The following is a 20,944-nucleotide window of genomic DNA, read 5'->3' as shown; positions in this document are numbered from 1 at the left end:
TCCGTGCGGTCTCAGCGGCCCTGCCAGACGGCCGGGCGGCGGGCGAGGAAGGATTCGACGCCTTCCCGGAAGTCGGCGCTGGTGAAGCACATCGTCACCAGGTCGTCGCCGGGGACGTTGCGCGCCGCCTCGCGCAGCCGGCGCATCGCCTCCTTGGTCGCGCGCAGCGTCAGCGGTGCGTGGGAGGCGACGGTGCGGGCGAGCGCGCGCGCGCGCTCGGCCAGCGCCTCGGGCGTGGGCAGGACCTCGGAGACGAGGCCGATCGCCTTCGCCTCCTCGGCCTCGACGAGGCGGGCGGTGTAGATCAGGTCGAGCACGCGCGCGGGGCCGATCAGGGCGGCGAGGCGCGCGTAGTTCGCCATCGAGAGGCAGTTGCCGAGCGTCTTCGCGATCGGGAAGCCGAAGCGCAGGTTGGCGGCGGCGAGGCGCAGGTCGCACACGGCGGCGATCGCCGCCCCGCCGCCGGTGCAGGCGCCGGCGAGCGCGGCGATGGTCGGCTTCGGGCAGCGCTCCAGCGCCGTCAGCACCCGGTCCACCCGCGCCTCGTAGGCGAGGGCGTCCTCGGCGGTGCGGAAGGCGCGGAACTCGCCGATGTCGGTGCCGGCGGCGAAGGCCTTGCCGCCGGCGCCGGTGACGATCAGCACCCGCACCGCCGGGTCGTCGGCGATCCGCTGCGCGATCTCCGCGAGGCGCTCGTACATCGGGAAGGTGAGGGCGTTGCGCGCCTGCGGCCGGTTGAGCGTCGCCGTGGCGATGCCGTCGCTGACCTCGTAGAGCAGTTCGTCCATGCGCTTCCTCCCCGCCTGGCCCGGGAGTGGTGGCCGTGCGGCCCCGCCCCGTCAAGGCTTGCCGGCCGCCCCGGCCGGTGCCAACAGGAGACGGGAGGAGGACCGATGCCCATGCTGCCGCTCGCCCGCTTCACCGTGCTCGACCTCACCCGGGTCCGCGCCGGGCCGACCGCGGTGCGCCAGCTCGCCGACTGGGGCGCCAACGTCATCAAGATCGAGGCGCCGGAGGAGGTGGACACCGGCAAGGGCCTGGGCGGCGAGCGCCACGGCCCGGACTTCCAGCACGTCCACCGCAACAAGCGCGGCATCACGCTGAACCTCAAGCACCCGGACGGGCTCGCCGCCTTCAAGCGCATGGTGGCGCAGGCCGACGTGGTGGTGGAGAACTACCGGCCGGACGTGAAGCACCGCCTCGGCATCGCCTACGAGGACCTCGCCGCGGTCAACCCCCGCATCATCCTAGCCTCGATCTCCGGCTTCGGCCAGGACGGGCCCTACGCCCGGCGGCCCGGCTTCGACCAGATCGCCCAGGGCATGGGGGGGCTGATGAGCGTCACCGGCCTGCCCGGCCAGGGCCCGGTGCGCGCCGGGATCCCGGTCGCCGACCTCTCGGCCGGGCTCTACACCGCGATCGCCATCCTGATCGCCCTGCTCGAGCGCGAGCAGACCGGCAAGGGCCGCTGGGTGCACTGCTCGCTGCTCGAGGCGATGGTCGGCATGATGGACTTCCAGGCCACCCGCTGGACCATGGCGGGCGAGGTGCCGAAGCAGGCCGGCAACGACCACCCGACCACGATCCCGACCGGGCTCTTCAACACCGCCGACGGGCTGATCAACCTCGCCGGCGGCGGGCAGGAGATGTGGCGGCGCATCGTCGCCACCCTCGGCATCGAGGAGCAGGCGAAGGACCCGGACATCGCCACCGACGCGCTGCGCAGCAGGAACCGCGCCAAGGTCAACGCCATCATCCAGGAGGCGTTGATGAAGGACACCGCCGAGAACTGGATCCGGCGCTTCAACGAGGCCGGCGTCCCCTGCGGCCCGGTCTACACCATGGACCAGGTCTTCGCCGATCCGCAGGTCAGGCACCTGAAGCTCGCCATGCCGGTGCAGCACCCGCTGCTCGGCGAGATCACCCTGGTGCGCCCGCCGATGCAGATCGCGGGCGTCGAGCCGCCGCGCCGCCCCACCCCCGAGCGCGGCGAGCACACCGAGGAGGTGTTCCGCGAGTTCGGCTTCTCCGCCGAGGAGCTGGCGGCGCTGCGGGCGAAGGGCGCGGTCTGACGGCTGGCGCGGCGCCGCCGCCGGGGCTAGGGAGGACGCCGAGCAGCCCGCCGGAGCCCGCCCCTGATGCGCATCGTCTCGGTCCGCGACGCGGTGGTGCCGATCGCCTCGGCCATCGCCAACGCCTTCATCGACTTCTCGCAGATGACCGCAAGCGTGGTCGCGGTGGAGGTCGAGGCCGCGGGCGGCCGCCGCGTCACCGGCTACGGCTTCAACAGCAACGGCCGCTACGCCCAGCCCGGCCTGCTGCGCGAACGCTTCATCCCGCGCCTGCTGCAGACGCCGGAGGCCGCCCTGGTCCATCCCGACGGCGGGCTGGAGCCGGCCGGCGCCTGGGCGGCGATGATGCGGAACGAGAAGCCGGGCGGGCACGGCGAGCGCAGCGTCGCGGTCGGCGTGCTCGACATGGCGCTGTGGGACGCGGCGGCGAAGCTCGCCGGCGTGCCGCTGTGGAAGCTGCTGGCCGACCGCTACAACGGCGGCCGCGCCGACCCCTCGGCCTGGGTCTATGCGGCGGGCGGCTACTACTACCCCGGCAAGGGCGTGGCGCAGCTCGTCGAGGAGATGAGGCGCTACCTCGACCTCGGCTACACCACCGTGAAGATGAAGATCGGCGGCGCCCCCGGCACGCCGCCGAAGGAGGCGCTGGCCGAGGACCTCCGGCGCATCGAGGCGGTGCTGACGCTGCTCGGCGGCGACGGGACGCGCCTCGCCGTGGACGCCAACGGGCGGTTCGACCTTCTGACCGCGCTCGCCTACGCCTCCGCCCTGCAACCCTTCGGCCTGCGCTGGTACGAGGAGCCGCTCGATCCGCTCGACTACGCCGCGCACGCGGCGCTCGCCGAGCACTACGCGCCGCCGCTCGCCACCGGCGAGAACCTGTTCTCGATGCAGGACGCGCGCAACCTGATCCGCCACGGCGGGCTCCGGCCGGACCGCGACGTGCTGCAGTTCGACCCCGCCCTCTCCTACGGCCTGGTCGAGTACCTGCGCACGCTGGAGATGCTGCGCGCCCACGGCTGGAGCCCGCGCCGCTGCGTCCCCCACGGCGGCCACCAGTTCGCGCTCAACATCGCGGTGGGCCTCGGCCTCGGCGGCAACGAGAGCTACCCGGAGGTGTTCGCGCCCTTCGGCGGCTTCGCCGACGACACGCCGGTGGCGGAGGGGCGCATCCGCATGCCCGACCTGCCGGGCATCGGCTTCGAGGCGAAGCGCGCGCTCCATGCCGTGCTGAAGCGGGAATTCGGCTGATGCCGAAGGACGCCCCCGCCGCGCCGGAGACGCCGGAGGGGCTGCTCGCCCGCCTCGCCGCCCTCGGCATCGCGGCGCGGACGGTCCGCCACGCCCCCGTCTTCACCGTCGCCGAGAGCCGGGCGCTGCGCGGCGCGCTGCCCGGCGCGCACACCAAGAACCTGTTCCTCGCCCCGGCCAGGGGGGAGGGCCCCTTCCTCCTCGTCACGCTGGAGGAGGAGCGGCGGGTGTCCATCAACGCCCTCGCCCGGGCTCTCGGGGCCCCGCGCCTGGTCATGGGCAGCGCCGCGCAGCTCCTGGCGGCCCTCGGCGTCCCGCCGGGCTCGGTCACGCCGCTCGCCCTGGTCAATGCGCGGCCCGGTTCGGTGCGCTTCGCGATCGAGCGCGCCCTGGTGGAGGGACCGGAACTGGTCTGGGTGCATCCGCTGACCAACGCGGCCTCCACCGGCCTCCGCCCGGCCGACCTGCTCGGCTTCCTGCGCCACCTCGGCCACGCGCCGGAGGTGTTCGACCCCCCGCCCGCGGCCGGGGCCGCGTAGAGGGCGCTTGTCTCTGGCCCGGAAGGGCGCATCTATCGCCGAGGAACCGCATGCAGGCCAGCCCGCCATGGACGTGATCTTCGACCCCAACCGCCCGCCCGCCCCCGGCGGCGCCTCGCCCGGCGCCGACGCGATCAAGGAGGGCGACCAGCGGACCTTCATGCAGGACGTGATCCAGGCCAGCCGCCAGGTGCCGGTCCTGGTGGACTTCTGGGCGACCTGGTGCGGCCCCTGCAAGCAGCTCACGCCGGTACTGGAGAAGGTGGTGCGCTCCGCCGGCGGCCGGGTGCGGCTGGTCAAGATCGACATCGACAAGAACCGCCAGCTCGTGGCGCAGCTCGCCCAGCTCGGCCTGCCGCTGCAGTCGGTGCCGACGGTCGCGGCCTTCTGGCAGGGCCAGATCGCCGACCTGTTCCAGGGGGCGCTGCCCGAGAGCGAGGTGCGGCGCTTCGTCGAGGGCCTGCTCAAGCTCGCCGGCGGGCAGATGCCGGGCGCGGATCTCCTCGCCGAGGCCAAGGCCGCGGCCGAGCGGGGCGACTACCGCACCGCGCTCGAGCTGTTCGCCGCCCTCGCCCAGCAGGAGCCGGAGAACGCCGAGGCCCTGGCCGGCCTCGCCCGCGTCCTGATGCACCTCGGCGAGGAGGACCGCGCGCGGCAGGTGCTCGAGGGCGTGCCCGCCAAGCTGCGCGACCATGCCGAGATCGTCGGCGCCCGCAGCGCGCTCGAGCTCGCCGCCGAGGGCCGCAAGGCGCGGGCGAAGCTCGCCGAGCTCGAGCAGCGCCTGGCCGCCGACCCGAACGACCACGCCGCGCGCATCGAGCTCGCCGTGGCGCTGAACGCGATGGGCGAGCGCGCCCGCGCGGCCGAGGCGCTGCTCGAGTCGATCCGGCGCGACCGGAGCTGGAACGAGGAGGCGGCGCGCAAGCAGCTGCTGAAGTTCTTCGAGGCCTGGGGCTTCGACGACCCGGCGACCGTTGCGGCGCGGCGCAAGCTCTCCTCCCTCCTCTTCCGCTAGGGGAGGCGCGAGGGGGTGGCGGCGATGCCGGCCTTCCACCCGAGCTTCGAAGCCCTGCCTCCGGAGATCCCGGTCTTCCCGCTGCCCGGCGCGCTGCTGCTGCCGCAGGGCCGCCTGCCGCTCCACATCTTCGAGCCGCGCTACCTGGCGATGGTGACGGATGCGCTCGGCGCCGGGCGGATGTTCGGCATGATCCAGCCGCGGGCGGACGCGCCCGCCGGGCCGGCCGGCCCGGCGCTCTACGCGGTCGGCTGCCTGGGCCGGATCTCCTCCTTCGCCGAGACCGAGGACGGCCGCTTCCTCGTCACCCTGACCGGGGTGATCCGCTTCAGCGTCGCCGCGGAGCTGCCGCCGCACCGCGGCTATCGCCGGGTGCGGGCCGACTACGCGCCCTGGCGCGCCGACCTCGATGCGGAGGCGCCGCCGCCACCGCTGGACCGCGCGGCGCTGCTCTGCGCGCTGCGGCCCTATTTCCGCGCCCGCGGCATCGAGGCGAACTGGGAGGCGATCGAGCGGGCGGCGGATGCGATGCTGGTGACCACGCTCTGCATGGTCTGCCCCTTCGACCCGCGCGAGAAGCAGGCGCTGCTGGAGGCGCCCGACGCCTGCGCGCGCGCGCGGATGCTGATCGCGCTGCTGCGCATCGGCACGCACGATCCCGCCGCCGCGCCGCGGGGGCGGCCGAGTTGAGGACCACAGGATGACGACGGAGCCGAGCCGATGAGCGACGAAGCGAGAAAGCCCAAGGACGCCCCGCAAGGCGGCGCGGTGGATCCCAGGCTGCTGGAGATCCTGGTCTGCCCCGTCACCAAGGGCCCGCTGCGCTATGACCGCGAGCGCGGCGAGCTGATCAGCGAGCGCGCCGGCCTCGCCTACCCGATCCGCGACGGCATCCCGATCATGCTGCCCGAGGAGGCGCGCAAGCTCGACTGATGCCGACGCCGATCGAGATCCGCCTCCGCCGCGCGGAGAAGGTGCTGGAGGTCGCCTTCGACGACGGCGCGCGCTTCGCCCTGCCGGCCGAGTATCTGCGCGTCGAGAGCCCCTCGGCGGAGGTGCAGGGCCACGGGCCGGGGCAGAAGGCGATCGTCGCCGGGCGCCGGCACGTCGGCATCCTCGGCGTCGAGCCGGTCGGCAACTACGCGATCCGCATCCGCTTCGACGACCTGCACGACACCGGCATCTACTCCTGGGACTACCTCTACCGGCTCGGCGTCGAGCACGCGGAGCGCTGGGCGCGCTACCAGGCCGAGCTCGCCGCGCGCGGCCTCTCGCGCGATCCGCCGGCGCGCGGCAAGGCGTAGCGCCGCGCCGCCCGGCCGGCGGCCCCTCTGTCGGTTGCCGCTCGCCCATGCCCGCCGCGACGGATCCGGCGCGTGGTCGTTCGCGCGATCCGCGCGCCCGGCCGTTTCCGGCCGCCCGCGACCGGCCCTAGCGGCCGCGGAACACCGGTTCGCGCTTCTCGGCGAAGGCGCGCACCGCCTCCTTGTGGTCCTCGGTCTGCGCGCAGCGCACCTGATGCACGGCCTCGATCTCCAGCACCGCGGTGAGCGGCTCGGTCTCGGCGGCGAGCAGGTTGCGCTTGATGTAGCCGTAGGCGACGCGCGGCCCCCTGGCGAAGCGCTCGGCGAAGGCGCGCGCCTCGGCCTGCAGCGACCCGTCCGGCACCACGCGGGTCAGCATCCCCCAGGCCAGCGCCTCCTCGGCGGTGAAGCTGTCGCCGGTGAGGTAGAGCTCGCGCGCCTTCGCCGGGCCGACCAGCCGGGTCAGGCTGTAGGAGCCGCCGTAGTCGCCGGAGTAGCCGATCTTCACGAAGGCGGTGCCGAACTTCGCCGAAGCCGCGGCGATGCGGATGTCGCAGGCGAGCGCGAGGCAGAGCCCGGCGCCGTAGGCCGGCCCGTTGATCGCGGCGACGACCGGCTTCGGGCACTGCTTGAGGAGGAGCGGCAGGCGCATGCGCGCGCGCAGCCGCTCCAGCCGCTGCTCGAACGACAGCTCGCCGCGCGCCGCCATGCCGCGCACGTCGCCGCCGGCGCAGAAGCCGCGGCCGGCGCCGGTGAGGACGATCGCGCCGACCTCGGCATCGCCGCCGAGACGCTCGATCGCCTCCATCAGCAGCCGCGTCATCTCCTCCGAGAGGGCGTTGAGCCGCTCCGGCCGGTTCAGCGTCAGGGTCACGATCGCGCCGTCGCGCGTCTCCTCGAGGTCGGCCATGGCGGGACGGGTCTCCGGTCGGGTGCGAAGGAACGGGGGCGGCAGGATGCGTCCGCCGCGCGCCGGCCGCAATGCGCGCGGCCCCGGCTTGGCGCGGGCGCGGGCTTTCGCCAGACTGGCGCCGCCCCATGCCAACCGCGAGGGAAGGTCAGCCCATGCGCAACCCCATGGCCCTCACCGGCCGCACCGTCATCGTCACCGGCGCGGGCCGCGGCATCGGCCGCGCGATCGCGGAACTGGTGCGCGACCTCGACGGCAACGTGGTGCTGGTCGAGCGCAACCCCGAGACGCTGGCCGAGACCGCCGCGGCGCTCGGGGAGGAGCGCGCCCTTCCCCTCCTCGGCAACGTCGCCGAGGAGTCCTTCGCCGCCGACTGCGTGGCCCGCGCCGTCGCGCGCTTCGGCGCCGTGCACGGCCTGGTCAACAACGCCGGCATCATCCGCCCGGCGATGTTCGAGAAGATGACCCTGCAGCAGTGGCAGGAGGTGATCGACGTCAACCTCACCGGCTGCTACCTGATGCAGCAGGCGGTCGGCCGGCACATGATCCAGCGCTTCAAGGCGGGCGAGAAGAACCCCGGCGCGATCGTCAACATCTCCTCCACCGCCGGCAAGCGCGGCTCGATCGGGCAGGTCAACTACTCGGCGGCGAAGGCCGGGCTGTTCGGCGTGACCATGACCGGCGCGCGCGAATGGGCGCGCTACAACATCCGCGTCAACAGCGTCGGCTTCGGCACGGTGGAGACGCCGATGACCGAGACCATCCGCAGCGACCGCTTCCGCGAGCAGACGCTGGCGCGCATCCCGCTCGGCCGCTGGAGCACGCCGCAGGAGGTGGCGCCGCTGGTCTGCTTCCTGCTCTCCGACGCCGCCTCCTTCATCACCGGCCAGAACATGCTGGTGGACGGCGGCTCGCACATGGCCGCGTAGGGCGCCGCGGGCGCGGCGCCCGCCGGCTTAGTAGGTGGCGAAGATCCGCTCGATCCCGGCCGGGCCGGTCGTGCGGGTCAGCGCGAGCGCGAGCAGGATGCGCGCCTTCTGCGGATTGAGGTTGTCGGCGGAGAGGAAGCCCGCCTCGCGCAGCCGCGTGGTCGGGAAGACGCGGCCGGAGCCGGCCCGGCTCGCCAGCACCACGGTCACGCCCTGCGCCACCGCTTCGCGCAGCGCCTCCTCCTCCCCGGCGGCGACGAAGCCCGGGGCGAAGCCGGCCGCGACCAGGCCGCGCGCCCCGGCGGCGACGAAGGCGCGCGCCGCCGTGCCGTCGGCGTCGGCGTGGCTGTAGGCGATGTCCACCCGCGGCAGCGCGGCGAGGGCGCGCGCGTGAACTCCGTGTCCGGCGCCGTGCGGCGCAGGGGGCGGCGGTAGAAGGTGATGCGGTCCCCGTCGGCGTGGCCGAGCGCGCCGAAGTCCGGCGAGCGGAAGGTCTGCAGCCGGCCGGTGGAGGTCTTGGTCACCTCGCGCGCGGCGTGGATCTCGTCGTTCAGCACCACCAGCACGCCGAGCCCCCGCGCCTGTTCGCAGGCGGCGACGCGCAGCGCGTTGACCAGGTTGAGCCCGGCGTCGCTCGAGAGCGCCGAGGCCGGCCGCTGCGCCCCCACCAGCACCACCGGCAGCGCGGCCTTCAGCGTGAGCGAGAGGAAGTAGGCGGTCTCCTCGAGCGAGGCGGTGCCGTGGCCGATGACGATGCCGGCGAGGGCGGGGTCCTCCGCCGCCAGCCGCTCGCACAGCAGCAGGAGCGCCTTCCAGTCGGCGAAGCCGAGGCGCGTCGAGGGCACGGCGCGGTAGGGCACCGGCACCACCTCCGCCACCTCCCGCACCTCCGGGAAGCGCGCGAGCAGGCCGGCGGCGTCCAGCAGCACCCCGTTCGCCGTGTAGTCCACGAGATCGAGCGGCCCGCAGCCGAGCGAGGCGATCGTGCCGCCGGTGCCGATGAAGGCGAGGCGGGGCTTGGTCATGGCCGCGGGTCCTCTGCGAGCGCGACCTCCTCGTCCAGCGCCTCGAGCAGCAGCTCGACCCAGCGCCTCGGGATGCCGCGGGTGATGAAGACGAGGCGCGAGCGGCGGTCCTCCGACGGCCAGCGCGCGAGCCAGGCGGGCGGGTGGAAGACGTGCTGCACGCCGTGGATCACCGCCGGCCGCTCCGGGCTCTCGGCGATGTTGAGCAGGCCCTTGACGCGCAGCAGGTCGGCGCCGCGATGCTCGGCCAGCGCCTCCAGGAACAGCGCCAGCGCCACGGCGCGGATCGGCTTCTCGCGCGTCAGGCAGAAGGTCGTGATCCCGGCGTCGTGGCGGTCGCCGCGCCCGCGCGGGCCGGCGGCGTGCGCCTCCGCCGCCAGCCAGCGCGCCACGTCCGGCATCCGGCCCGCGGGATCGGGGAGGCCGGCGTCGAACAGCCGCTCCGGCGCGATCCGCCCGTGATCGGCTTGCAGCACCGGCGCGGCGGGGTTCAGCGCGGCGAGGCGGGCGCGCAGCGCCTCCGGCGCCGCCCCGGGCAGGTCGGTCTTGGTCAGCACCAGGCGGTCGGCGACCGCCAACTGCTTCGCCGATTCCGGGTGGCGCTCCAGCGTGCCGGCGCCGTTCACCGCGTCCACCGTCGTCACCACGCCTGCCAGCGCCATGCGTCCGGCGACGGCGGCATCGGTCATCAGCGCCTGCAGCACCGGCGCCGGATCGGCGAGGCCGGTGGTCTCGACCACCACCCGCTCGAAGGGCGGCACCGCGCCGGCGTCGCGCCGGCGCAGCAGGCCGTCGAGGGTGCGCACCAGGTCGCCGCGGACGGCGCAGCAGAGGCAGCCGGTCTGCAGCGTGACGAAGCTCTCGTCGCTGGTCTCCACCAGCTCGTGGTCGAGGCCGACCTCGCCGAACTCGTTGATCACCACCGCGGTGCGCGCGAAGCCGGGCTGGCGCAGCAGATGCGCGAGCAGCGTCGTCTTGCCGCTGCCGAGGAAGCCGGTGAGGACGCAGACCGGGATCACGGCGCGCCCTCCGCGTCCGCGGGCGGCAGCGGCGCGGCGATGCGCAGCCGGCTGCCCGCGTGGTCCGGGTCGAGCATCGCGCGCACGACGCGCAGCAGGGAGGAGACGGAGGTCGCGCCGCGGCGGCGCGTGCCGCTCGCCACCATCCAGCGGAAGGGCAGGCCGGGCGGCGCCGGCTGGATGCGCAGCCGCTGGCCGCCGGCGCGCACCAGCACCGCGCCGTCCGCCGCGGCGCGCACCTCGCCCGCGATGCGCCAGGCGCGCAGGCTCTCGGCGAGCAGCGGAAGCGGCGGCGCGGCGCTCACGGCGCATCTCCTCCGGCGGCGCGGCGGATCGGGCCGGGCGAGGCTAGGCCGGCGGGGCGCCGCCGCCAACCCGTCCGTGGCCGGCCTATTCCACGTAGATCATCCGGCGCGTCATGCCGCCGTCCACGATGAATTCCGCGCCGGTGACGAAGCCGCTCTCCGGCCCGACCAGCCAGGAGACGAGCGCGGCCACGTCCTCCACCTGTCCGACGCGGCCCACGGGGTGCTGCGCGTGGTCCTCCGGGCGCAGCGGCTCGCCCGTGGTGTGGATCCAGCCCGGGCTGATGCAGTTCACCCGCACCTCGGGCCCGAGGCTGATCGCCAGCGCATGGGTCAGCGCGACGAGCCCGCCCTTGGAGGCGGCGTAGGCCTCGGTGTGCGGCTCCGACTGGTGCGCGCGGGTGGAGGCGATGGTGACCACGGCGCCGCGCGCGGCGCGCAGCAGGTCCTCGGCCGCGCGCACCAGCAGGAAGGCGGCGCCGAGATTGGTCGCCAGCACCCGCGACCATTCCGCGAAGCCGAGGTCGCGGATCGGCTTGCGGATCATGATGCCGGCGTTGGAGACCAGGGCGTCGAGCCGTCCCTCCTCCGCGCGCACCCCGGCGAGCAGCGCCTCCACCGCGGCCGGATCGGCGACGTCGGCGCGCGCCGCGCGCGTGCTGCCGGGCGGGCGGGCCTGCGGCGCGTCGAGGTCGGCCATCACCACGTGCCAGCCCTCGCGCGCGAGGCGCCGGGCGATGCCGAGACCGATGCCGCGCGCCGCGCCCGTCACCAGGGCGACCTTCCGCTCCATGCCGTGCCTCCCCATCGCGCGCCCCGCGCGCCGGCGGCGTCCGCGGGCGGGGCTCACATCGCCGGCGGGTCGAGCGCCGGGAACAGCTCCCCCCCGTAGCCGGCGGCGACGGGGATGCGCAGCATCGGCCCCGCCGGCGTCTCCACGCTTTCCGGCTGCACCGTCACCACCGGCTCCGCCGCCGCGGCGGCCAGGGCCTCGCCCACCGTCGCATACCGCGCGAGCTTCATCAGGTTCAGGCGCGTGGCGAAGACCAGCTTGCGCCGCCCCCGCTCCGTCTCCGCCAGGGCCTTGGCCGGGCGGATCCAGACCGACTCGACCGATTCGCCGCCGTCATGCGCCGCGATCTGGCCGGGCGGCGCGGCGGCGAGGAAGAAATGCGTGTCGAAGCGCTTCGGGCGCGAGGCCGGCGTGATCCAGTGCGCGAAGGGAACCAGCCGGTCGGCGGCCGGCTCCAGCGCCTCGGCGACCAGGATCTCGGCGAAGGGGCGCTCGCCGCCGAGCAGCGCCGCGCGGTGCGCGGCCGCGATCCGGGCGAGGCGCGCGGCGTCGAGCAGCGCCGCGGCGCCGCGCGGCCGGGCCAGCAGCACCCCGCACTCCTCGAAGGTCTCGCGGATGGCGGCGATGCGCAGCGCGGCCGCCTCGGGCGGCCCGAGGCCGGGCAGCGCCGCGGCGATCGCGCGGTCGCCGGGCTCCACGCCGCCGCCGGGGAAGACGAGCGCGCCGGAGGCGAACGCGATCGCGCGGTGGCGCACCACCATGAAGACCTCGAGCCCCTCCGCGCCGTCGCGCAGCAGCAGCACGGTGGCGGCGGGTCGTGGCGGGACGGGGGCGGTGTCGGTGCGGGACATGATGGGCCGCATAGGAGACCGCCCGCGCGCGGCCGGCAAGAGCGGCGGGCCGGGGCGCCCGTCGGCGCCCGCTTGCCTGGGCCGCGCCGCGCGGCCAGCATCGCCTCCGCCCCAGCCGGAGGAGGACCGCACGCATGGCCGCCGAGGACGCCGCGACGCAGATCAGGACGATCGGCGAGGCCGCCGCCGCGCTCGCCGCCGGCCGCGTCACCGCCGCGGCGCTGGTCGAGGCGGCGCTCGCGCGCATCGCCGACCCCGCGGGCGAAGGGGCGCGCGCCTACATCGCCGTCGCCGGCGAGGCGGCGCGCGCCCAGGCGCGGGCGCTGGACGCGCTGCGCGCCGCCGGCCGCGCGCCGAGCTCCTGGGCCGGCGTCCCGATCGGCGTGAAGGACCTGTTCGACATCGCCGGGGAGACGACGCGCGCGGGCAGCGTGGCGCTCGCCGACGCGCCGCCGGCCGCGGCCACGGCGCCCGCGCTGATGCGGCTGCTGCGCATGGGCTTCGTCCCGCTCGGCCGCACCAATATGACGGAGTTCGCCTTCTCCGGCCTCGGCGTGAACCCCCACTACGGCACGCCGCGGAGCCCCTGGGACCGCGCCACCGGCCGCCTGCCGGGCGGCTCCTCCTCCGGCACCGCGGTCGCGGTGGCGGACGGGATGGGCCTTGCCGGCCTCGGCACCGACACCGGCGGCTCCTGCCGCATCCCGGCGGCGCTGTGCGGCGTGGTCGGCTTCAAGCCGACGGCGGCGCGGGTGCCGATCGCCGGCGTGCTGCCGCTCGCGCCGTCGCTCGATTCGGTCGGGCCGCTCGCCAACAGCGTCGCCGACTGCGCGCTGCTCGATGCGCTGATGGCCGGGGAGGAGGAGCCCGCGCCGCTCCGCCCGGCGCCGCTCGCCGGCCTGCGCCTCGCCATCCCGCGCGGAACCTTCATGACCGAGGGGCTGGATGCCGCGGTGGCACGGGCGTTCGAGCGGGCGCTGGCGCGCCTCTCCGTCGCCGGCGTGCGACTCGAGCTGCTCGACCTGCCGGAACTGGCCGAGATCCCCGCCGTCAACGCCACCGGCGGCTTCGCCGCGAGCGAGGCCTGGGCCTGGCACCGGCGCCTGATCGCCGAGCGCGGCGACCGCTACGACCCGCGCATCCTCGCCCGCATCCGCCGCGGCGAGCGCTTCACCGCCGCCGACTACCTGGCGCTGCGCGAGGCGCGCGCGCGCCTCATCGCCGCCGTCGCGCCGCGCACCGCGCCGTTCGATGCCGTGGTCACGCCGACCTGCCCGCTGATCCCGCCCGCGCTCTCCGAGGTGGAGGACGAGGCGGAGTACAACCGCATCAACCTGCTGCTGTTGCGCAACACCGCGGTCGCAAACTTCCTCGACCGCTGCGCCATCAGCCTGCCCTGCCACGAGCCGGGCGAGCCGCCCGTCGGGCTGATGCTGATGGGCGAGCGGACGGGCGATGCGCGGCTGCTCGCCGTCGCCGCGGCGGTGGAGGCGGCGCTGGCGGCGCGCTGAGCGGCCCCTGGCCGCGCCGCCCGGACCGGTCCCGGTGCGCGGGGCGGTCCGCCTCGCCCCGCGCCCGCCGTCGCAGGGCGGCGGTGCGGAGCCCCGGTCGCGGTGACGCGATCGCGCGCCGCCGCCGTGCCGCCGGGCGGCGGGCCGCGCTAGCGTCGTCCTCCGGCGCGCCGCCGGCCGGCGAGGGCGCGCGATGGGAGGGCGAACGCGCCATGGCGACGACGATATCCCGCCGCTCCTTCACCCTGTCCGCGGCCTGCGCCTGCGCCGCCGGCGGCCTCCTCGCCGACGATCCCGCCGCGGCGCAGCAGGCGCCGCCCTTCGCCACGCGCGAGATCGCGCCGGGCCTGTACGTCTTCCGCTGCCAGGGCCATCAGGCGATGTTCGTCGCCACGCCCGAAGGCGTCATCGCCACCGACCCGATCGGGCTGCGCCGGCCGCAGGCGGTCACGACCTACATCGAAGAGATCCGCAAGGTCTCCCCGGCGCCGATCCGCTACCTGGCCTACAGCCACCACCGCTTCGACCACATCGCCGGCGGCAAGCCGTTCAAGGACGCCGGCGCCACCGTCGTGGCGCACCACCGCGCGCGCGACCGCCTCGCCCGGCTCGGCAACCCCGGCGTCGTGCCGGTGGACGAGGCGGTGCCCGACGGCGGCCGCGCCATCGAGCTCGGCGGCACGCGGCTGGAGCTGCACTACGTGGGGCGCAACCATTCCGACAACTCGCTGGTGATGCGGCTGCCGCAGCACCGGCTGATCTTCGCCGTGGACCGGATCCCGATCGAGTCCGTGGGCTTCCGCAACATGCCCGACAGCTGCCTGCCGGACTGGCTCGAGGGCCTGGACCGCGTGCTGGCGATGGAGTGGGACCACCTGCTGCCCGGCCATCCGAACGCCGGCGGCCGCCTCGGTACCAGGGAGGACGTGCGGAACTTCAAGCAGTGCCTGCTCGACGTCTCCGAGGCGGCGCGGCGCATGGCGCAGGAGGGCAAGTGCTTCGACCAGGCGATGCACGAGGTGCGCCTGCCGCGCTACGAGCGCTGGACGATGTACGAGGCGCGGCTGCCCGGCAATGTCGAGCGGTTCTGCGGCTTCTGGAACAACGGGATCTAGCGCCGCGCCTCAGGGCGGCGGCCGCTCCTCGCCCGGCAGCTTGATCCCGGTCAGCGCCTGCCAGACCCGGATCACGAACCCGTCGTCCTTGCCGCCCTGGCCGAGCGCCCGCGCCGCGGTGAAGATCTGCTGCGCCTGCGCCGCCAGGGGGACGGGGAAATCGAGCGCGCGCGCCATCTCCGCCACGAGGCCGAGGTCCTTGACGAAGATGTCCACCGCGCTGCGCGGCGCATCGTCGCCCGCCAGCACCCGCGCCATGCGGTCCTGGAACATCCAGGAATTGCCGGCGGCGCTCGTCACCACCTCGTAGAGCAGGCGCGGATCGGCCCCGGCGCGGATCGCGAGCGCCATCGCCTCCGCCGCCACCGCGATGTGCACCCCGGCGAGGAGCTGGTGCACCACCTTCACCGTCGCGCCGATCCCCGCCGCCTCGCCGAGCCGCCACACCTTGGCCGCGATCGCGTCGAGCACCGGGCGCGCCGCGGCGAAGGCCGCCTCGGGACCGGAGGCCATCACCGTCAGCGCCCCCTCGCGCGCCTTCGCCGCGCCGCCGGAGACCGGCGCGTCGAGGTAGAGCAGCCCCCGCGCCGCCGCCAGGCCGGCGAGCCGCCGCGCATCCTCGGGCGCCATGGTGGCCGAGCAGACCACCACCGCGCCGGGGGCGAGCCGCGGCGCGCAGCCCTCGGCGCCGAACAGCGCCGCCTCGGCCTGCGCGGCATTGACCACCAGCACCACCACCGCCTGCGTGCCCGCCGGCAGCTCCGCCGCGCTCGCCACCGCCGCCCCGCCCGCCGCGGCGAACTCGGCCCGCGCCGCCGCGCGCGGATCGCAGCCGGTCACCGCGAGCCCGGCCCGGAGGCAGCTCAGCGCCGCGCCCATCCCCATGCTGCCCAGGCCGATGACGCCGACCCTCATGCGTCGCGCTCCCGCATCCCGCTCGTCCGCGCGCAGGCTCCGCCGCCGCGGCGCCGGGCGCAAGGGGGCGGGGGCGGCGCTCAGCCCCCGAACGCCGCGACGGCGAGGCGCACCAGCGCCGCCAGAACGGCGAGGACCAGTGCGACGCGGGCGAGGCGGTGCGGCGGCGGCAGCGTCACGCCCGCACCCGCTCAGCGTCGCGGCCGGTCCTGCCGCGCGATCAGCTCGCGCAGCAGCGCCTTGATCGCCTCGACCTCCGCCGGCGGGTGCCGCGCCAGCACCTCCGCCTCGTGCGCCCGCGCCGCGACCAGCAGCTCGGCGACCGTCGCCTCGCCGCGCGGCGTCAGGGTCAGGCGCACCACGCGGCGGTCCTGCAGGTCGGGGTGGCGGCGCACCAGCCCGTCCCGCTCCATCCGGTCCAGCACCTTGGTCATGGTCGGCTGCTGCAGCAGGCAGGCCCGGGCGAGCCCCGTCACCGTCTCGCCCTGCCCCTTCGGCAGGCCGGAGAGGGTGGCGAGCACGCGCCAGACCGGCACGCCGACGCCGCGGGCGCGGAGCCGCGCGTGGAATTCCTCCGAGACGGCGTGCGAGGCGCGGGCCAGCAGCGCCAGCAGGTAGTCGTCCACGAACCGCCGCGCCGGCTTCGCCGCGGCGGCGGGCTGGGGCGGGCTGAGGGCAGCCGAGCGCAGCGGCTGCGGGCGCGGCGGGGCGGGCACCGCGCGACGATAGCGGCAGCCGCGCCCCGCCGGGAGTCGGGAAAATATGCCGTTTCATGTTGGCCCGTCCCGTGGCAGGCTGTCCCCGTCCGGAGGACCTTGCCGTGCTGACCGAGGACCGCATCGAGGCGCCGTGGATCGAGGCGTTCGAGGCCGTGCTGCGCCTCTGCAAGGCGGGCCGCGACGAGCCGGTCTGCCTGCTCGCCGAGAGCCAGAGCCGCGCGCTGAACGTCGCCCTTGCCGAGCTCGCCGCGCTCCGGCTCGGCTGCCGCCCCTTCCGCTGCGTGCTGCCCTCCCCGCCGCAGACCGCGCCGGCCCCGCTGCGCTCGACCGGCGCCTCGCGCGCGCTGCGCGGCCATCCCGCCGCGCTCGCCGCGCTCCGCGCCTCGGGCCTGGTCGTGGACCTCACCGTCGAGGGGCTGCTGCACGCGCCCGAACTGCGGGAGATCCTCGCCGCCGGCGCGCGCGTGCTGATGGTGAGCGACGAGCACCCGGAGGCGCTCGAGCGCCTGGTGCCCGAGGCGGGGCTCGAGCCGCGGGTGAAGGAGGCGGTGAAGCTCCTGCGCGCGGCCAGGGTCATGACCGTCACCTCCGCCGCCGGCACCGATCTCCGCGTCGCGCTCGAAGGGGCGGTCACCGCCGGCGTCTGGGGCTGGTGCGACCGGCCGGGCACGGTCGCGCACTGGCCGGGCGGCGTCGTCGTCAGCTTCCCGCGCGCGCACAGCGTCGCGGGCACCCTCGTGCTCGCGCCCGGCGACGTCAACCTCACCTTCAAGCGCTACCTCGAGGGGCCGGTGCGCCTCACGCTCGAGGACGACCACATCGTCGCGATCGCGGGCGAGGGAACGGACGCCGCGCTGATGCGCCGCCACCTCGCCGTCTGGGGCGACCGCGCCGCCTACGCCGTCTCGCATGTCGGCTGGGGCCTCAACGAGCGGGCGCGCTACGAGGCGCTGGCGATGTACGACAGGCGCGACACCAACGGCACCGAGCTGCGCTGCGTGGCCGGCAACTTCCTGTTCTCGACCGGCGCCAACGAGTTCGCGGGCCGCTTCACCGAGGGCCATTTCGACATCCCGGTGTTCGGCGCCACCATCGCCCTCGACGGCGTGCCGGTGGTGGCGGAGGGGAGGCTGGTGGCGTGAGCGAGGTTCCCGTCGTCCTGCTGCACGGCATCGGCGGCGCCGCCTGGGGGCCGACCCTGCGCGCGCTCGCGCCGCGGCCGGTGCTGGACTGGCCGCTGCCGGGCTACGGCGGCACGCCGCTGCTGCCCGAGACCAGCTTCCCCGCCTGGGCGGCGGCGCTCGCCGCGCGGCTGGAGGCGGAGGGCATCGCCCGCGCCGACATCCTCGGCCACTCGATCGGCGGCATGCTGGCGCAGGAATTCGCGCTCGCCTTCCCGGAGCGCGTCCGCCGCCTCGTGCTCTACGCCACCACGCCGGCCTTCGGCGGGCGCGATCCGTCCTTCGCCGAGCAGTTCCTGGCGGAGCGCCTGGCGCCGCTCGACGCCGGCAAGGACATGGCGGCGCTCGCCGCCGAGACCCTGCCGCCGATGCTCGGCCCCGCGGCGCCGCCCGGGGCGGCCGAGGCCGCCATCGCCGCGATGGCGGCGGTGCCGGAGGCCGCCTACCGCGCCGCCGTGCGCTGCCTCGCCACCTTCGACCGCCGCGCCGCGCTCGGCCGCATCGCCGCGCCGACGCTGCTGCTCGCCGGCGAGCGCGACCCGCTCGCCCCGCCGCGCACCATGGAGCGGATGGCGCAGGCGATCGCCGATGCGCGCCTGGTCGTGCTGCCCGGCGCGGGGCATCTCGCGCATCTCGAATGCCCGGAGGCCTTCAACGCCGCCGTGCGGGCGTTCCTGGACGCGCCGGTCGCGGCGGCGCCCGGCCGCCGGGCGGCGGCGGAGGGCTGAGCCGATGCACGCGCCGCTCGCCGCGACCGCCGCCGACGCGCCGATGTTCGACCCCGCCGCCTGGCGCCTGACCGCGTTCGAGGCCGAGTGGACGGCGAGGGCGCGCGACCTCGGCCGCCGCGCGCTCGCCCCGCGCGCCGCGCGGCACGACCGCGAGGCCTCCTTCCCGACCGAGAACTACCGCGACATGCACCGCGAGGGCTTCCTCGCCCTCTGCATCCCGCGCGAGGAGGGCGGCGCCGGCGCCGATTTCCGCGCCTACTGCCTGGTGGCGGCGGAGATGGGCCGCTACTGCGGCGCCACCGCGCTCACCTGGAACATGCACGTCTGCTCCACCCTCTGGACCGGGGCGCTGACCGAGGACCTGGAGATGGGGGCGGCGACGCGCGCCGCGCACCGCCGCCGCCGCGCGATCCACTACCGCCGCATCCTCGAGGACGGCGCGATCTACGCCCAGCCCTTCTCGGAGGGCGGCGCCGCGGCGGCCGGCGCGGGGGCCTTCGGCACCACGGCGCGGCGCGTCCCCGGCGGCTTCGTGGTCAACGGCCGGAAGATCTTCGCCAGCCTCGCCGGCCATGCCGACTACTACGGCGTGCTGTGCACCGAGACGCGCGAGGGCGAGGCGCCGTCGCGGCGCGACACGCTCTACCTCGCCGTCCCGGCCACGGCGCCGGGGGTGTCGGTGGCCGGCGAGTGGGACCCGCTCGGGATGCGCGGCACGGTCTCGCGCGACCTCCTGTTCCGCGACGTCTTCGTCGAGGAGGACGCGGCGCTGATGCCGCCCGGCTGCTACTTCCAGGCGGCGACGCGCTGGCCGCACATGTTCCTCACCCTCTCGCCCACCTATCTCGGTCTCGCCCAGGCCGCGTTCGACTTCACCGTGGCCTATCTGCGCGGCGAGTGGCCGGGCATGCCGCCGGTGAAGCGCCGCATGTACCCGACCAAGCAGATCGCGGTCGCGCAGATGAAGGTGATGCTGGAGCAGACCAAGGCGCTCTGGTTCCAGGCCGTCGCCGAGGCCGGCCCCGACCCTTCCAAGGACCAGGTGCTGCGCGCCTGGGCGGCGCAGTACACGGTGATGGAGAACGCGCAGGCGCTGGCCGCGCTCGCCATACGCACCTGCGGCGGCCAGTCCATGCTGAAGTCGCTGCCGCTCGAGCGCCTCTACCGCGACGCGCGCTGCGGCTCGCTGATGCTGCCCTGGACGGCGGAGCTGTGCCTCGACCGGCTCGGGCGCGAGTGCCTCTACGAGAAGGGCGAGACCGACGGATGATCTGGCGCTGGATCGAACGCCACGCCGACCACGCGCCCGACGCCCCCGCCCTGCGCTTCGCGGGGCGCGTCCTCTCCTACGCCGCCCTCGCCCGCGACGTCGCCCGCGCCGCCGCCGCCCTCGCCGCGCGCGGCGTGCGGCGCGGCGACCGCGTGGCCTTCCTCGGCCTCAACCACCCGGCCCAGATCGTGCTGCTGTTCGCCTGCGCCCGGCTCGGCGCGATCCAGGTGCCGCTCAACTGGCGCCTCGCCCCGCCCGAGCTGCGCTTCATCCTCGAGGATTGCGGCGCCCGCCTGCTCGCCGCCACGGCCGACCACGCCGCGGCCGCGCGCGCGGTGGCGCCGGCCGGCTGCGCCCTGTTCGCCGCCGAGGCCGAGCGCGGCGACGGTCCGGCGCCGCCCCCCGCCGGCGGCGAGGACGATCCGGTCCTGCTCGTCTACACCTCCGGCACCACCGGCCGCCCCAAGGGCGCGGTGCTCGACCAGCGCGCGCTGCTGTTCAACGCGCTCAACGGCCTGCACCTGCACGCGCTCACGCCCGCCGACCGGGTGCTGACCGTGCTGCCGCTGTTCCATGTCGGCGGCCTCAACATCCAGACCCTGCCCGCCCTCTACTGCGGCGCCGAGGTGGTGCTGCACCCGCGCTTCGACCCCGCCGCCTTCTTCGCGGCGTGCGCGCGCGACCGGCCCACCCTCTCGCTGCTGGTGCCGGCGGTGATGCAGGCGCTGGTCGCGCATCCCGGCTGGGCCGCGGCCGACCTCTCCTCGCTGCGCGCCGTCGGCGCCGGCTCCTCCGAGGTGCCGCTGCCGCTGATCGAGGCCTTCCATGCCCGCGGCATCCCGGTCCAGCAGATCTACGGCGCGACCGAGACCGGCCCGATCGCGATCTGCCAGACGCGGGCGGAGGCGCTCGCCGCGCCCGGCTCGATCGGCCGGCCCGCGCTGCACGCCGAATGCCGGATCGTGGACGAGGCGGGCCGTCCGCTGCCGCCCGGGGCGCGGGGCGAGATCCAGGTGCGCGGCCCCGCGGTGCTGCGCGCCTACTGGCCCGGGCAGCGCGCGACGACGGCGGAGGGCTGGTTCGCCACCGGCGATGTCGGCCATGTGGACGCCGCCGGCCGCTGGTGGTTCACCGATCGCCTCAAGCACGTGATCATCTCCGGCGGCGAGAACATCTACCCGGCCGAGGTCGAGCGCGTGCTGCGCACCGCCCCCGGCGTGCGCGAGGGCGCGGTCTGCGGCCGCCCCGACCCGCGCTGGGGCGAGGTGCCGGTCGCCGTCGTCGTCCCCGGCGAGGGCTTCTCGCGCGCGGCCGTGCTGGCGCACTTCGAGGGGCGGATCGCGCGCTTCAAGCATCCGCGCGACGTGGTGGTGGCGGAGGCGCTGCCGCGCACCGCGCTCGGCAAGGTGGAGCTCGGCGCGCTGCGGGCGCTGGCCGCGCGCGGCGCGGGCGGGGCGTGAGGGCGGCGGGCGCCGGGGCAGGCCAGCCG

Annotated in this window: 23 protein-coding genes and 1 pseudogene; 14 read left to right on the top strand and 10 right to left on the bottom strand. The window is 75.9% G+C overall.

The annotated features are described in order from the left end of the window. Positions 1-11: 11 nt before the first annotated feature. Positions 12-788, bottom strand: coding sequence for an enoyl-CoA hydratase (locus K1J50_RS06585; RefSeq protein WP_220116911.1), 777 nt, complete (start codon positions 786-788; stop codon positions 12-14). Between the two features lie 105 nt (positions 789-893). On the opposite strand from K1J50_RS06585, the gene K1J50_RS06580 reads away from it, so the two are divergent. The 7 genes from K1J50_RS06580 to K1J50_RS06550 all read left to right on the top strand — a co-directional run bounded on the left by K1J50_RS06580 (position 894) and on the right by K1J50_RS06550 (position 6,181). Then, entirely contained in the window at positions 894-2,072 is a 1,179-nt protein-coding gene (locus K1J50_RS06580) for a CaiB/BaiF CoA transferase family protein (RefSeq protein ID WP_369413534.1), read from the top strand. Positions 2,073-2,138: 66 nt separating this feature from the next. After that, the gene (locus K1J50_RS06575) at positions 2,139-3,323 is read left to right on the top strand and encodes a mandelate racemase/muconate lactonizing enzyme family protein (RefSeq protein WP_220116910.1); all 1,185 of its coding nucleotides are present in this window, start codon (positions 2,139-2,141) and stop codon (positions 3,321-3,323) included. Further along, positions 3,323-3,862, top strand: a complete 540-nt coding sequence (locus K1J50_RS06570; RefSeq protein ID WP_220116909.1) for a prolyl-tRNA synthetase associated domain-containing protein — start codon at positions 3,323-3,325, stop codon at positions 3,860-3,862. The genes K1J50_RS06575 and K1J50_RS06570 overlap by 1 nt, the downstream gene beginning before the upstream one ends. A 67-nt stretch (positions 3,863-3,929) precedes the next feature. Continuing rightward, positions 3,930-4,877 carry a thioredoxin family protein gene (locus tag K1J50_RS06565; RefSeq protein WP_220116908.1) on the top strand — a complete coding sequence of 316 codons (948 nt, stop codon included), beginning with the start codon at positions 3,930-3,932 and terminating at the stop codon, positions 4,875-4,877. Positions 4,878-4,901: 24 nt separating this feature from the next. Further along, positions 4,902-5,567, top strand: coding sequence for an LON peptidase substrate-binding domain-containing protein (locus tag K1J50_RS06560; RefSeq protein WP_220116960.1), 666 nt, complete (start codon positions 4,902-4,904; stop codon positions 5,565-5,567). A 30-nt stretch (positions 5,568-5,597) separates the two neighbouring features. Continuing rightward, positions 5,598-5,810, top strand: a complete 213-nt coding sequence (locus K1J50_RS06555; protein WP_220116907.1) for a Trm112 family protein — start codon at positions 5,598-5,600, stop codon at positions 5,808-5,810. Beyond that, entirely contained in the window at positions 5,810-6,181 is a 372-nt protein-coding gene (locus tag K1J50_RS06550) for a gamma-butyrobetaine hydroxylase-like domain-containing protein (protein WP_220116906.1), read from the top strand. The genes K1J50_RS06555 and K1J50_RS06550 overlap by 1 nt, the downstream gene beginning before the upstream one ends. Before the next feature lie 127 nt (positions 6,182-6,308). On the opposite strand, the gene K1J50_RS06545 is transcribed toward K1J50_RS06550, so the two are convergent. Continuing rightward, positions 6,309-7,091, bottom strand: a complete 783-nt coding sequence (locus K1J50_RS06545) for an enoyl-CoA hydratase (RefSeq protein WP_220116905.1) — start codon at positions 7,089-7,091, stop codon at positions 6,309-6,311. A 155-nt stretch (positions 7,092-7,246) separates the two neighbouring features. Between K1J50_RS06545 and K1J50_RS06540 the strand changes: the two genes are divergently transcribed. Then, a complete protein-coding gene (locus K1J50_RS06540) occupies positions 7,247-8,020 on the top strand; it encodes an SDR family NAD(P)-dependent oxidoreductase (protein WP_220116904.1) in 774 nt (257 codons plus the stop codon). 27 nt (positions 8,021-8,047) lie between these two features. Here the strand turns inward: K1J50_RS06540 and K1J50_RS19035 are convergent, their stop codons facing one another. From K1J50_RS19035 to K1J50_RS06520, 6 genes and pseudogenes are all read right to left on the bottom strand, one after another. Further along, a complete protein-coding gene (locus K1J50_RS19035; protein WP_369413533.1) occupies positions 8,048-8,383 on the bottom strand; it encodes a hypothetical protein in 336 nt (111 codons plus the stop codon). A 119-nt stretch (positions 8,384-8,502) separates the two neighbouring features. Continuing rightward, positions 8,503-9,045: pseudogene (locus tag K1J50_RS19030) on the bottom strand (asparaginase); the annotation flags it as partial. Continuing rightward, the gene (locus tag K1J50_RS06530) at positions 9,042-10,064 is read right to left on the bottom strand and encodes a CobW family GTP-binding protein (protein WP_369413532.1); all 1,023 of its coding nucleotides are present in this window, start codon (positions 10,062-10,064) and stop codon (positions 9,042-9,044) included. The gene K1J50_RS06530 and the pseudogene K1J50_RS19030, both read right to left, overlap by 4 nt. Then, positions 10,061-10,369, bottom strand: coding sequence for a hypothetical protein (locus tag K1J50_RS19025; protein WP_255575002.1), 309 nt, complete (start codon positions 10,367-10,369; stop codon positions 10,061-10,063). Before K1J50_RS19025 ends, K1J50_RS06530 begins: the two co-directional genes overlap by 4 nt. Before the next feature lie 85 nt (positions 10,370-10,454). Continuing rightward, the gene (locus tag K1J50_RS06525; protein ID WP_220116902.1) at positions 10,455-11,162 is read right to left on the bottom strand and encodes an SDR family oxidoreductase; all 708 of its coding nucleotides are present in this window, start codon (positions 11,160-11,162) and stop codon (positions 10,455-10,457) included. A 53-nt stretch (positions 11,163-11,215) separates the two neighbouring features. Next, positions 11,216-12,013, bottom strand: coding sequence for an NUDIX hydrolase (locus tag K1J50_RS06520; RefSeq protein WP_220116901.1), 798 nt, complete (start codon positions 12,011-12,013; stop codon positions 11,216-11,218). Positions 12,014-12,147: 134 nt separating this feature from the next. Here K1J50_RS06520 and K1J50_RS06515 point away from each other — a divergent pair, with 134 nt between their 5' ends. Continuing rightward, on the top strand, positions 12,148-13,524 hold the full coding sequence (locus K1J50_RS06515; RefSeq protein WP_220116900.1) for an amidase: 1,377 nt from the start codon (positions 12,148-12,150) through the stop codon (positions 13,522-13,524). A 212-nt stretch (positions 13,525-13,736) separates the two neighbouring features. Next, positions 13,737-14,639: an MBL fold metallo-hydrolase gene (locus K1J50_RS06510; protein WP_220116899.1), complete on the top strand. Its 903-nt coding sequence runs from the start codon at positions 13,737-13,739 to the stop codon at positions 14,637-14,639. Positions 14,640-14,648: 9 nt separating this feature from the next. Here K1J50_RS06510 and ltnD read toward each other — a convergent pair whose 3' ends face one another. Continuing rightward, positions 14,649-15,554 carry an L-threonate dehydrogenase gene (gene ltnD, locus K1J50_RS06505; RefSeq protein ID WP_220116898.1) on the bottom strand — a complete coding sequence of 302 codons (906 nt, stop codon included), beginning with the start codon at positions 15,552-15,554 and terminating at the stop codon, positions 14,649-14,651. A gap of 191 nt (positions 15,555-15,745) precedes the next feature. Then, a complete protein-coding gene (locus tag K1J50_RS06500) occupies positions 15,746-16,270 on the bottom strand; it encodes a MarR family winged helix-turn-helix transcriptional regulator (protein ID WP_220116897.1) in 525 nt (174 codons plus the stop codon). 104 nt (positions 16,271-16,374) lie between these two features. Between K1J50_RS06500 and K1J50_RS06495 the strand changes: the two genes are divergently transcribed. The 4 genes from K1J50_RS06495 to K1J50_RS06480 are packed head-to-tail and all read left to right on the top strand — an operon-like array spanning position 16,375 to position 20,915. Continuing rightward, complete coding sequence (locus K1J50_RS06495; RefSeq protein ID WP_220116896.1) at positions 16,375-17,415, top strand: M29 family metallopeptidase; 1,041 nt, start codon at positions 16,375-16,377, stop codon at positions 17,413-17,415. Then, the gene (locus K1J50_RS06490; RefSeq protein ID WP_220116895.1) at positions 17,412-18,182 is read left to right on the top strand and encodes an alpha/beta fold hydrolase; all 771 of its coding nucleotides are present in this window, start codon (positions 17,412-17,414) and stop codon (positions 18,180-18,182) included. The genes K1J50_RS06495 and K1J50_RS06490 overlap by 4 nt, the downstream gene beginning before the upstream one ends. Positions 18,183-18,186: 4 nt before the next feature. Further along, positions 18,187-19,455 (top strand): acyl-CoA dehydrogenase family protein, encoded by a 1,269-nt coding sequence (locus K1J50_RS06485; RefSeq protein ID WP_220116893.1) that lies wholly within the window; start codon positions 18,187-18,189, stop codon positions 19,453-19,455. Continuing rightward, positions 19,452-20,915, top strand: a complete 1,464-nt coding sequence (locus K1J50_RS06480) for an AMP-binding protein (RefSeq protein WP_220116890.1) — start codon at positions 19,452-19,454, stop codon at positions 20,913-20,915. Before K1J50_RS06485 ends, K1J50_RS06480 begins: the two co-directional genes overlap by 4 nt. The last annotated feature ends 29 nt before the right edge of the window (positions 20,916-20,944 follow it).

It is taken from the genome of Caldovatus aquaticus, from assembly GCF_019458025.1.
GTDB lineage: Bacteria > Pseudomonadota > Alphaproteobacteria > Acetobacterales > Acetobacteraceae > Caldovatus > Caldovatus aquaticus.
The sequence above is the reverse complement of the archived record's forward strand: the minus strand, read 5'-3'. Positions and strand labels throughout refer to the sequence as shown.